Annotated in this window: 12 protein-coding genes; 2 read left to right on the forward strand and 10 right to left on the reverse strand. The window is 69.7% G+C overall.

The features are described from left to right. Both VSO01S_RS24110 and VSO01S_RS24115 read right to left on the reverse strand, forming a co-directional pair. Window positions 1–893 (reverse strand): P1 family peptidase (locus tag VSO01S_RS24110; protein ID WP_068645324.1); only part of this gene is annotated, 893 nt, incomplete at its 3' end. Window positions 894–951: 58 nt separating this feature from the next. Continuing rightward, window positions 952–3048 carry a heavy metal translocating P-type ATPase gene (locus VSO01S_RS24115; protein ID WP_084242087.1) on the reverse strand — a complete coding sequence of 699 codons (2097 nt, stop codon included), beginning with the start codon at window positions 3046–3048 and terminating at the stop codon, window positions 952–954. A 61-nt stretch (window positions 3049–3109) separates the two neighbouring features. Between VSO01S_RS24115 and VSO01S_RS24120 the strand changes: the two genes are divergently transcribed. Next, window positions 3110–3583, forward strand: a complete 474-nt coding sequence (locus tag VSO01S_RS24120) for a Cd(II)/Pb(II)-responsive transcriptional regulator (RefSeq protein ID WP_068645325.1) — start codon at window positions 3110–3112, stop codon at window positions 3581–3583. An 8-nt stretch (window positions 3584–3591) separates the two neighbouring features. On the opposite strand, the gene VSO01S_RS24125 is transcribed toward VSO01S_RS24120, so the two are convergent. From VSO01S_RS24125 to VSO01S_RS24160, 8 genes are all read right to left on the reverse strand, one after another. After that, window positions 3592–3897 carry a hypothetical protein gene (locus VSO01S_RS24125; RefSeq protein WP_068645326.1) on the reverse strand — a complete coding sequence of 102 codons (306 nt, stop codon included), beginning with the start codon at window positions 3895–3897 and terminating at the stop codon, window positions 3592–3594. Continuing rightward, a complete protein-coding gene (locus VSO01S_RS24130) occupies window positions 3894–4874 on the reverse strand; it encodes a glycerophosphodiester phosphodiesterase (protein WP_068645327.1) in 981 nt (326 codons plus the stop codon). The genes VSO01S_RS24125 and VSO01S_RS24130 overlap by 4 nt, the downstream gene beginning before the upstream one ends. Before the next feature lie 57 nt (window positions 4875–4931). Next, window positions 4932–5507 carry a YceB family lipoprotein gene (locus tag VSO01S_RS24135; protein WP_068645328.1) on the reverse strand — a complete coding sequence of 192 codons (576 nt, stop codon included), beginning with the start codon at window positions 5505–5507 and terminating at the stop codon, window positions 4932–4934. Between the two features lie 49 nt (window positions 5508–5556). Beyond that, window positions 5557–6348 (reverse strand): amino acid ABC transporter ATP-binding protein, encoded by a 792-nt coding sequence (locus tag VSO01S_RS24140; protein ID WP_068645329.1) that lies wholly within the window; start codon window positions 6346–6348, stop codon window positions 5557–5559. Then, window positions 6332–6985 (reverse strand): amino acid ABC transporter permease, encoded by a 654-nt coding sequence (locus tag VSO01S_RS24145; protein ID WP_068645330.1) that lies wholly within the window; start codon window positions 6983–6985, stop codon window positions 6332–6334. Before VSO01S_RS24145 ends, VSO01S_RS24140 begins: the two co-directional genes overlap by 17 nt. A gap of 4 nt (window positions 6986–6989) precedes the next feature. After that, entirely contained in the window at window positions 6990–7646 is a 657-nt protein-coding gene (locus VSO01S_RS24150; RefSeq protein ID WP_068645331.1) for an amino acid ABC transporter permease, read from the reverse strand. 6 nt (window positions 7647–7652) lie between these two features. Further along, a complete protein-coding gene (locus VSO01S_RS24155) occupies window positions 7653–8447 on the reverse strand; it encodes a transporter substrate-binding domain-containing protein (RefSeq protein WP_068645332.1) in 795 nt (264 codons plus the stop codon). A gap of 89 nt (window positions 8448–8536) precedes the next feature. Then, the gene (locus VSO01S_RS24160; protein WP_084242088.1) at window positions 8537–9547 is read right to left on the reverse strand and encodes a Bug family tripartite tricarboxylate transporter substrate binding protein; all 1011 of its coding nucleotides are present in this window, start codon (window positions 9545–9547) and stop codon (window positions 8537–8539) included. Between the two features lie 174 nt (window positions 9548–9721). Between VSO01S_RS24160 and VSO01S_RS24165 the strand changes: the two genes are divergently transcribed. Continuing rightward, on the forward strand, window positions 9722–11419 hold the full coding sequence (locus VSO01S_RS24165; RefSeq protein ID WP_068645333.1) for a long-chain fatty acid--CoA ligase: 1698 nt from the start codon (window positions 9722–9724) through the stop codon (window positions 11417–11419). The last annotated feature ends 271 nt before the right edge of the window (window positions 11420–11690 follow it).

Consider the following 11690-nt stretch of genomic DNA (forward strand, 5'->3'; position numbering starts at 1 on the left):
CCGCTCGGCGCGGCGCGGCCGGTGGCCAGCGCGAACAGCGTGTCGCCGTCGCTCATGGTGTGCACCGGGTTGATGGCGCGCGCCAGGCCGTCGTGCGCCACCATGGCCAGCCGGCTCGCCTGCACCTTGGTGAGCGCGGCGTCGGTGGCGACGACGCCGATGGTGGTGTTGGTGCCCGCCAGCAGGGGCTTGGGCAGGTCGCCGCGCATCAGGGCGCGGCGGGTGTCGAGCAGGCGCTTGCCGTCGGCCGTGCGCGCGCCGGCCACCACCTGCGCGGTGTCGGGGTCGAGCACGTCGCCCAGCGCGTTGCAGGCGATGAGCGCGCCCACCGTGACGCCGGCCACGGTGACCGATGCGGTGCCGATGCCGCCCTTCATGGCGCGCTCCACGCCGAACAGCTTGCCCACCAGCGCGCCGCTGCCGGCGCCTACGTTGCCTTCGGCCGGCGCGGCACTGGAAGCGGCCTCGCAGGCGGCGTAGCCGGCGCCTGCATCGGGGCGGATGCGCGCATCGCCCACCGGCAGGTCGAACAGCACCGCGGCGGGCACGATGGGCAGGGTGCCGAAGCGCACGTCCATGCCCACGCCGCGTTCCTCCAGCCAGCGCACCGCGCCGTCGACGGCGGCCAGGCCCCAGGCGCTGCCGCCGGCCAGCATCACGGCATGCACGGTGGAGACCAGGTTGCCCGGTGCCAGCAGGTCGGTCTCGCGCGTGCCGGGCGCGGCGCCGCGCACGTCGACGCCGCCCACCGCGCCTTCCCTGGCCAGGATCACGGTGCAGCCGGTGGGCCGGCGCGGGTCGCTGAAGTGGCCGACCTCGATGCCGGCCACGTCGGTGATGGCGCCGTCCGGCGCGCTGCTGGAAGAAGGATTCGCGGATTGTCCAAGTGGCATGGCGGCCGATTATGGAGGGCTGCCGGCGCGACTCGTAACCCGTCCGTAACCGCGCCGCTCAGCCCTTGTGGCGCAGCAGGCGAAGCCCGTTGCCGATCACCAGCAGGCTGGCGCCCATGTCGGCGAACACCGCCATCCACATGGTGGCCTGGCCTGCCACCGCCAGCAGCAGGAACACCAGCTTGATGCCCAGCGCCAGGCTGATGTTCTGCCACAGCACGCCGTGTGTGCGGCGCGACAGGCGCACGGTCTCGGCCAGGCGGTGCAGGTCGTCGTTCATGATCACCACGTCGGCCGCTTCCATGGCGATGTCGGTGCCCGCCTTGCCCATGGCGAAGCCGATGTCGGCCTGGGCCAGGGCGGGCGCGTCGTTGATGCCGTCGCCGGTCATGCCGGTGGGGCCATGGCGGCGCTGCAGCTCGCGGATGGCGCCCTGCTTTTCCTCGGGCAGCAGGTTGCCGCGCAATTCGGTAATGCCGGCCTGCGCGGCCACGGCGCGCGCGGTGGCCTCGTTGTCGCCGGTGAGCATGACGGGGGCGATGCCCAGGCGGCCCAGCTCGGCGATGGCATCGCGCGCCTGCGGCTTGACGGTGTCGGCCACCGCGAACACGCCGATCACGCCGCGTGCGCTGGCCAGCAGCGTCACGGTGCGGCCCTGGCGCTCGTGCTCGCGCAGCACGGCTTCCAGCGCGTCGCTGCACTGGCCGCGGTCTTCGATCAGGCGGTGGTTGCCCAGCACCAGCAGGTCGCCGGCCACGCGGCCCTCGGTGCCCAGGCCGGGCAGGGCCTTGAAGTCGGTGAAGTCGTAGGCGTCGGCCCGCTGCTTCTCGTCCAGGCCGGCCAGGATGGCGCGCGACACCGGGTGGTCGGAGCGGCCGGCCAGCCCGGCCGCCGCGCGCTGCACGTCTGCCGGCTGGGCGCCGTCCCACACCTGCCAGTGCACCAGCTTCGGCTTGCCTTCGGTGATGGTGCCGGTCTTGTCCAGCGCGATCGCCTTGAGCGTGCGCGCCGCCTCCAGATGGTTGCCGCCCTTGATCAGGATGCCGCGCCGCGCGCCCGCGGTGAGCGCGCTCACCACCGTGACCGGCGTGGAGAGCACCAGCGCGCAGGGGCAGGCGATCACCAGCAGCACCAGCGCCTTGTAGATGGCGTCTTGCCAGCCCCAGCCCAGCAGCAGCGGCGCCAGGATGGCCACGGCCAGTGCGATGAGGAAGACGGCCGGCGTGTACACGGCGGCAAAGCGGTCCACGAAGCGCTGGGTGGGGGCGCGCGAGGTTTGAGCCTGCTCCACCGCATGGATGATCCGGTCGAGCGTGGTGTTGCCGGCCGCGGCCGTCACGCGGAACTGCAGTTCGCTGCCCAGGTTGATGGTGCCGGCAAAAAGGGCGTCGCCCGGGACCTTGTCCACCGGCATGCTTTCGCCCGTCACGCTGGCCTGGTCGACTGCGCCGCTGCCGGTGCTGACCACGCCGTCGAAGGGCAGGCGCTCGCCGGGCCGCACGCGCACCGTGGCGCCCACGGCCACGTCGCGCGCCGCGGCGCGGCGCCAGCTGCCGTCCTCGCCCAGCACGTCGGCCTGCTCGGGCGCCAGCACCATCAGGCCGGAGATGGCATGGCGCCCCCGGTCGGCCGCCCGGTGCTCGATCAGCTCGGCCAGCGCATACAGGGCCATCACCATGGCGGCCTCGGGCCACTGGCCGATGAGGAAGGCGCCGGTGACGGCCACCGCCATCAGCGAGTCGATGCCCAGCTTGCCGCGCAGCAGCGAGCGCAGGCCGCTCTGGTAGATGCCGATGCCGGCCAGCGCGATGGCCAGCGCGGCCACCGCCATGCCCGCCACATGCCAGGCCGTGGTCTCGGGGGCGAAGTAGTGCAGCAGTTCGGCGGCCACCGCCGCAAGCAGCGACGCAGCCAGCCGCTTCATGCCCGGCAGCGGGCCGTGGTCGTGCCCGTCGGATTCGCCGTGTTCGTGCGCGTGCTTGTGGTCGTGCGCGTGGCTGTGCGCTTTCTTGTGCCCACTGGCGTCGTTCGCGGCCGGCGCCCGCAGCGAGATGGGTGCCCCCGCGCCGCAGCCGCAGGACGAATCGGCGCAGGCAGACGGCGAAGCGGAATCGGATGAGGGCTTGGACGTGGGATTCAGGAAGGCGTCTGGCATGGGCGGGGTCTTTTCTTGTGTGCCACCATTGGAAAGCTTCAAGTCCCTTCAAGGTCAAGCCATGTCAGAACCAAGGCCGTCCGCCGAACAAGGTTATCGCATCGGCCAGGCGGCCGAGAAAAGCGGCGTGAGCGCCGCCAACATCCGCTACTACGAGTCGCAAGGCCTGCTGGCGCCGGCCGGGCGCGGCGACAACAGCTACCGCCGCTACAGCGAGGCCGACCTGCACCAGCTGCGCTTCATCCGCCTGTGCCGCGCCATGGACATGTCGCTGGACGAGGTGCGCACGCTGCTGGCGCTGGACCTGTCGCGCAAGGCCGACTGCGACGCGGCGCGCGAGGCGCTGGATGCGCACCTGTCGCATGTGCGCGAGCGCCTGGCCGAACTGCGGGTGCTGGAGGCCAACCTGGAGGCGCTGCGCGACGGCTGCGACGGCTCGGGCCCGCGCTGCCGCATCATCGAGGCGCTGCACCGGCGTGCCGACGTGCAGTCACTGGAAGAGGGGCGCGCCAGCGCCGTCACCCGGCACGTCTGATCGACGCTTCAGGCCGCCAGGCCGAGGCGCAGCTGCGCATGCGCCAGCCACGATTGCAGCCCGTCCAGCAGATCCTTCTGGCTGAAGGAGCAGCTTTCCTCGCCGAACAGGGCGCTGGCCGACAGGCGGTCCAGCAGGTCGTTCAGCACCGTGTCGAACCGCTCGGGCAGGGCGGCGCGCAGCTCGGGTAGCTGGGCGGCATGGGCGGCCAGGTCGGCCACCTGGCATTGGCCCAGGCGCAACTGCTCCAGCACGGTGGACAGCGACTGCCACTGCGCCTGCAGCAGCGAGGTGTCGTGGGTGGTGGTTGTCATCGCACAGCCTCCGTTCCGGTGGGCAGGGGCATGCCGCGCTCGCGCAGAACGTCGCGCAGCAGGTCGGGGTAGTCGGTGATGATGCCGTCCACGCCCCAGTCGATCAGCCGGGCCATGTCGGCGCGGGTGTTCACCGTCCAGGGCAGCACCAGCAGGCCGAGCGTGTGGGCTTCCTGCACCTGCGCCTGCGTGAGCGGCCCGAAGGAGGGCGACCAGATGACGGCTTTCTTCGACGGGCCGGCGGCGGCCTTGACCAGCTGCGCGGGCGAGCCGCCGTGCGATGCCAGCGCCAGCCCGGCGGTCCAGCGCGAGTCCGCCAGCGTGCGTGCGCTGCTGAGGTAGGCGCGCTGGATGTCCGGCGCGCGCTGCGCCACCCGTGCCAGGGTGCGCCAGTCGAAGCTCTGGATGGTCACGCGGCCGGCCATGCCGGCACGCTCGATCTCGGCCAGCAGCGCGTCGGTGACGGCCTCGGGCGAAGCGGTTTCATCAGGCAGGGTCGGGTCGACCTTGATCTCGATGTTCAGGTGCAGCGCGGTGCCGGGCAGGGCGCGCACCTGGTCGAACAGGGCCGTGAGGGTGGGAATGCGCTGGCCGTCCACCGGCTTCTGGCGGGCGAACTGCTTGCCGTAGTCGCTCTCGGGCCGCAGGCGGCCCACGTCGTAGCGCTGCAGCTGCTCGAGCGTGAGCGAGCGGATCTTCGGGCCCTTGGCCGAAAGCCACTGGCCTTGCGCGTCGCGGGTGTGGTCGGGATTGAGCGAGGTGTCGTGCGAGATGACGACCACGCCGTCGGCGGTGAGGCCGACGTCCAGCTCCAGCGTGTCCACGCCCAGCGCGGCGGCCTGCGCGAAGGCGGCCAGGGTGTTTTCCGGGGCCAGGCCGCGGCCGCCGCGATGGGCCTGCAGGTCGAAGGCCAGCGCGGGGGCATTCAGGAGCAAGGCAACGAGCGGCGCGGCAAGGCGCAGGTGGCGTGGCGTCATCGTCGGGGCGTGGCGTGTGGTTGTGGCCCTAGCTTGCCACAGCCTCGGCCGCCGCAGCTACTTGAGCTGCACCTTGATCTCGTCCTGCCCGATGGTGATGTCGCCGATCTCGTAGGTCTTGCGGCCGAACTTCAGCTCCTCGGGCTTGAAGGTGCGCAAGGGGTAGCCCTGCAGCAGCTCCTGCGCCACCGCGCCGCCGATGCGCTGCAGGCGCTGTGCGTCGCGGCCGACCACGCCGTCCAGCTGCAGCCGCTCGGCGCGCGGATCGAGCAGGCGCAGGGCCAGCGCGTCCACGTCGTAGCGCAGCGCGCTGCTGATGGACGCCGTGCCGTTCACGCTGGAGGGCTGCATCAGCGGGCTGGCGATGTTCACGCGGGTGGTGATGGCGGCGCGGTTGGCGCCCGCATCCAGGCCCAGCATCGGGTCGCTCAGCGTCACGCTGAAAATCTCCGCATAGCGCTGCGTCAGCGGAAAGCGCCTGGCGATCTCCGCCTGCAGTTCTTCGCGGCTGGCGGTGTATTCGCTCAGGAAGAAGTTGAAGCCCGCGCGTGCGCCCAGCGGCAGGCCGAGCGGCAGCGCCGCGGCAAAGGCGCGAAGCAGGAAGCGCCGGCGGGGGAAGGAACGATGAGCCATGCTCCTGTGAGCTTGCCACAGGTGCCGGGGTTCAATCGGCCGGCCGGATTCAGTCGTGCAGCGAGGACAGGAATTGCTTCAGTTCCGGCGTTTGCGGATGGCCGAAGAGCTGCTCCGGCGGCCCCATCTCGTGCACCCGGCCCTGGTGCATGAAGATGACCCGGTCGGCCACCTTGCGCGCGAAGTTCATCTCGTGCGTGACCATGAGCAGGGTCATGCCTTCCTCGGCCAGCGACTCGACCACGCGCAGCACCTCGCCCACCAGTTCGGGGTCGAGCGCCGAAGTGATCTCGTCGCACAGCAGCACGGCTGGCTCCATGGCCAGGGCGCGCGCAATGGCCACGCGCTGCTGCTGGCCGCCCGAGAGCTGCTCGGGCATGGCGTCGAACTTTTCCTCCAGCCCGACGCGGGCGAGCAGCTTGCGCGCCTGCGAGGCGGCCTGCAGCTTCGCGCGCTGCTTGACCAGCATGGGTGCCAGCATCACGTTGCGGCCCACCGAGAGATGCGGAAACAGATTGAAGCCCTGGAAGATCATGCCCACGCGCTGGCGCAGCTCGCGCATGGCCATCGCGCTTTCATGCAGCAGCGGCTTGCCGTCCACCGTGAGCGAGCCTTCCTGGAACACCTCCAGGCCGTTGATGCAGCGAAGCAGCGTGCTCTTGCCCGAGCCGCTCTTGCCGATGATCGCCACCACCTCGCCGCGAAGCACGTCCAGGTCGATGCCCTTGAGCACCTCGTGGGCGCCGTAGGATTTGCGCAGCGCCGTGATGCGCACGATGGGCGCGCCGCCGGGTGCGGGCGCGACGCGTTGTGGTCCGGGTTCTTCAAGCACGGCGGCCATGGGTCTTTCTCTCGAGTTGGCGGGCCAGCAGGCTCACCGGGAAACACAGGGCGAAGTACATCAGCGCCACGCAGCTGAACACCACGAAGGGCTGGAAGGTGGCGTTGGAAATCATGCTGCCGGCCTTGGTCAGCTCCACGAAGCCGATCACCGAGGCCAGCGCCGTGCCCTTGATGACCTGCACCAGGAAGCCCACCGTGGGCGCAATGGCGATCTTCAGGGCCTGCGGCAGGATGATGTGGCGAAGCTGCTCGCCAAAGCGCATCGCCAGGCTGGCCGAGGCCTCCCACTGCCCCTTGGGGATGGAGGCCACGCAGCCGCGCCAGATCTCGGTGAGAAAGGCGCTGGTGTAGAGCGTGAGGGCCAGCGCCGCGGCCGTCCACGGCGACACCTCGATGCCCAAGAGCGCAATGCCGAAGTAGGCGAGGAACAGCTGCATGAGCAGCGGCGTGCCCTGGAAGAGCTGCACGTACAGCCCGATGGCACGCTCGAAGAAGGGCCCGCCCGACAGCCGCGCGAACAGCAGCAGGGCGCCCACCAGCCCGCCGCCGACAAAGGCAATGGCCGAGAGCGCCACCGTCCAGCGCAGCGCCAGCAGCAGGTTGCGAAGAATGTCCCAGAGCGAGAAGTCGTTCATGCCGTCATCGCCCGAACAGGAAGCGCGGGCCCAGCCAGTTGAGCAGCCGGCGCGCGAGGATGGACAGCAGCAGGTACAGCGCCGTGGCCACGATGAAGGCCTCGAAAGCGCGGAAGTTGCGGCTCTGGATGAGGTTGGCCGCGTAGCTGAGCTCTTCCACCGAGATCTGGCTGCACACCGCCGAGCCCAGCATCACGATGATGATCTGGCTCACCATGGCCGGCCACACCTTCTTCAGCGCCGGCGGCAGCACCACGCGCGTGTAGATCTGCAGCTTGTCGAGCGCCAGGCTCTGGGCGGCCTCGACCTGGCCGCGCGGCGTGGCCTCGATGCCGGCGCGGATGATCTCGGTGGAATACGCACCCAGGTTGAGCACCATCGCGATCACCGACGCCACTTCGGGCGTGAGCTTCAGGCCCGCGGCGGGCAGGCCGAAGAAGATGAAGAACAGCTGCACGATGAAGGGCGTGTTGCGGATCAGCTCCACGTAGGCGCCGACGATCCAGCGCAGCCAGGCCGGGCCGCTGGCGCGCGCCCAGGCGCACACGGTTCCCACGGCCATGCCGATGAGAGTGGCGATGGCCGTCAGGCCCAGCGTCCACACCACGCCCTTGGCGAGCATGCGCCAGTCCACCAGGACGGCGCCGAAGTCGAATTCCATGGGCGCTCAGACCGGCAGTTCGCCGATGCCCTTGCCGAGCCATTTCTTCGACATGGCGTCCAGCGTGCCGTCCTTCTTCGCGCCCGCGATGATCTCGTTGACCTTGGCCTTGAGTGCATCCTCGCCCTTGGCAATGCCGACGAAGCAGGGGCTGTCTTTCAGCAGCAGCTTGAACTCGGCGTTGATCTGCGGGTTCTTCTCGATCATCTGCGCGGCCACGGCGCCGCTGGCGGCCAGGGTCTGCGTCTGGCCCGAGACGAAGGCGGCGATGGTGGCGTTGTTGTCCTCGAAGCGGCGGTAGTCCACGTTGGGCGGCGCCACCTTGTTCAGTTCCTGGTCTTCCATGGCGCCGCGCGTCACGGCCACGGTCTTGCCCGCCATGTCGGCGAAGCTGGCGATCTTCAGGTTCTTGGGCCCGAACACGCCCTGGAAGAAGGGCGCATAGGCCGAGCTGAAGTCGATCACCTTCTCGCGCTCGGCGTTCTTGCCCAGGGTGGAGATGACCAGGTCGGCCTTTTTCGTCTGCAGGTAGGGAATGCGGTTGGCGCTGGTGACCGGCACCAGTTCCACCTTCACGCCCAGCCTGGTGGCGATCAGCCTGGCCATGTCGATGTCCAGGCCGACCGGCTGCATCGTCTTGTCGACCGAGCCGTAGGGCGGGTAGTCGGTGGGAATGGCGACCTTGAGCGTCTTGCTCTTGAGGACGTTGTCGAGCGCGTTCTGCGCCTGGGCGGCTCCGCTGGCGGCAAGAACGGCGAGGGCAAGTCCGAAGGAAACGGCGCGGCGGTGGAGCTTGGGCATGTCTGGCTTTCAGGTTGGAGACCGGTCGACGTCGACCGGCGTGCGCCAGATATGCAAGAGCTGTGCCGCGCCTTTTCGCGCGGGCTTTTTCAATCCATCTTGGCGCCCGACGCCTTCACCGCCTTGTCCCAGCGCGGCGTTTCGGTGGCCAGGAACCGGGTGAAATCCTCGCTGCCCAGGAAGGCCGGGTCGGCGCCCTGGCTCACCATGCGCTCGCGTACCTCGGGGTTGGCCAGCACCTGGCGGAAGGCGTCCGAGAGCCTGGACACCACGTCCTTGGGGGTGGCGGCCGGCGCGAAGAAGCCGTAGAAGCCCACCACCTCGAATCCCTTCAGGCCCGCCTCGATCACGGTGGGGATGTCGGGCAGGGCGGGATTGCGCTCGCGGCTGGTCACGGCCAGTGCCCGCACCTTGCCCTGCTTGTGGTAATTGGCCGCCTGCGGGATCGACTCGGCCATGAACTGCACCTGCCCGCCCATCAGGTCGGTGAAGGCCGGCGCACTGCCGCGATAGGGGATGTGCACCATGTAGATGCCCGCCTGGGTCTTGAACATCTCGGGCACCAGGTGGCTGATGCCGCCGTTGCCGGCCGAGCCGTAGTTCACCTGGCCGGGCCGCGCCTTGGCGTAGGCGATGAATTCCTGCAGGTTCTTCACCGGCAGCTTGGGCGTGACCAGCAGGGCCAGCGGCTGCATGGCGGTGCGCGCAATGGGCACGAAGTCGCGCTGCGTGTTGTAGGGCAGCTTGCTGTAGAGCGCGCCGTTGATCACCGACACGCCGGTGTTGGCCAGCATGAGCGTGTAGCCGTCGGGCGCGCTCTTGGCGACCGACTCGGCGCCGACCGAGCCGCCGGCGCCCGGCTTGTAGTCGACGATGATGGGCTGGCCCAGCACGGCCTGCAGCTTGTCGGCCAAAAGGCGCGCATGCTGGTCCAGCGGGCCGCCAGCCGGAAAGCCGACCACCACCTTGATGGGCTTGTCGGGAAAGGCCGCCAGGGCCGGCAGCGCCACCGCCGCCGCACAGGCCGCGGCGGCCGCCAGTGCGGCCCGGGCCAGGGTTCTGCGCGCGATGCGGGCCGCGCCGCTCTTCTCGTTGGTCATTCAGGTCTCCATCTCGTTGTCATGGGGCCGGCGATCATACGAGGATGCATCCCGCGCAAGCCGCGCATCCCGCGCATCGGCCCGCGTCGCGAAGGTGACGGCATCAGGGCCAATCCGTCTCGTGCCGCAGCCGGCTCCTGTGTAGGCTGGGGCCCCCTTGGAGATACCGACCGTATGGAACGACCGCACTACAAGTTCTGGCCCAAGCGCCTGCCCAAATCGATCACCGTGCCCGCGACCTCGATGTGGCACAACCTGGCGGTCAATGCCGCGCGCTATCCGGACAAGGCCGCACTGGTCTTCTTCGGCACGGTCACCACCTACGGGCAGCTGGCCGACCAGGTCGAGCGGCTGGCCGGCACGCTGCACGCCCTGGGCGTCAAGCGCGGCGACCGCGTGCTGCTGGACATGCAGAACTGCCCGCAGCTCATCGTCGCGCACTTCGCCATCATGCGGGCCAACGCGGTGGTGGTGCCGGTCAACCCGATGAACCGGGCCGAGGAGCTCAAGCACTACATCACCGACCCCGAGGCCAAGGTCGCCATCACCACCGGCGAGCTCGCGGCCGAACTGGCCAAGGCCAGCGATGCGCTCGATGCCAAGGACCGGCTCGCGCACCTGATCGTCACGCAGTACACCGATGCCTTCGACGCCAATGTGGAAGGCGACGACGCGCCGGTGCCCGCCTGGCGCGACTGGCTGCTGACGCGCCACCCGCTGCCGCAGCTGGCGGGCGGGCAGGTCATGAGCTGGACCGATGCGCTCGGCGCCGGGCACGCCGCGCCCGAGCATGTGGTGGGTGCGAACGACATGGCGCTCCTGCCCTACACCAGCGGCACCACCGGCCTGCCCAAGGGCTGCATCCACAACCATTCGAGCCTGATGCACAACGCGGTGGCCAGCCAGCTGTGGGGCCTGGGCTCGCACGAGATGGTGGTGCTGGCGGTGGTGCCCATGTTCCACATCACCGGCACGGTGAGCATGCTGCACACCTCCGTCCTGGTGGGCGCCACGCTGGTCATCATGCCGCGCTGGGACCGCGAGCTGGCCGGCCGCCTCATCTCGCGCTGGAAGGTCACGAGCTGGACCAACATCCCCACCATGGTGATCGACCTGCTGGCCAGCCCCAACTTCGCCAGCTACGACCTGAGCAGCCTGCAGCACATCGGCGGCGGCGGCGCGGCCATGCCGCAGGCGGTGGCGCAGCGCCTGCTGGACCTGTACGGCCTGAAGTACCTGGAAGGCTACGGCCTGACCGAAACGGCCGCGCCCTCGCATGCCAACCCCTTCGAGAATCCCAAGCAGCAGTGCCTGGGCATTCCCTACATGAGCACCGACTCGCGCGTGGTCGACCCCGACACGCTGCAGGAGCTGCCGCCGGGCGAATCCGGCGAAATCATCACCCACGGCCCGAGCGTGTTCGCCGGCTACTGGAAGCGCCCGGACGCCGACGCGGCAGCCTTCATCGAGTTCGAGGGCAAGCGCTTCTTCCGCACCGGCGACATGGGCCGCATGGACGAGGACGGCTACTTCTTCATCACGGACCGCCTGAAGCGCATGATCAACGCCAGCGGCTTCAAGGTGTGGCCGGCCGAGGTGGAACTGCTCATGTTCCGCCACCCGGCGATCCAGGAAGCCTGCGTGATCGCCACCAAGGACAGCTACCGCGGCGAATCGGTGAAGGCGGTGGTGGTGCTGCGGCCCGACTTCAAGGGCAAGGTCAGCGAGCAGGACATCATCGCCTGGTGCCGCGAGAACATGGCCGTCTACAAGATCCCGCGCACCGTGCAGTTCGTGGATGCGCTGCCCAAGAGCGGCAGCGGCAAGGTGATGTGGCGCCTGCTGCAAGAGGCGGAAGACGGCGCCAGGTAGGGCGCTGCTCACCCCATGTGTTGACGACAGGCGGGCCGCGCCATCGGTGAGAATGGCGCAACCCTTCGGTCGTCCCTTGCGCGGGGCAAGCTCGGCGGGCCGCAGGGGGACAAGAACCGAAAAAATTGCCTGTCACACATTCACCCATCTCCGTGGTGCCCGGGTTCCTTGCCCGGCACCGCCGCTGGCGCATGGCGCGCGCCGTCGGCATCCTGGCCTTCGCTTTTTCCGCTGCCGCCGGCGTGACGCTCGCGCAGGCGCCGCCCGGCGG

The organism is Variovorax soli NBRC 106424, assembly GCF_001591385.1.
Lineage (GTDB): Bacteria > Pseudomonadota > Gammaproteobacteria > Burkholderiales > Burkholderiaceae_C > Variovorax > Variovorax soli.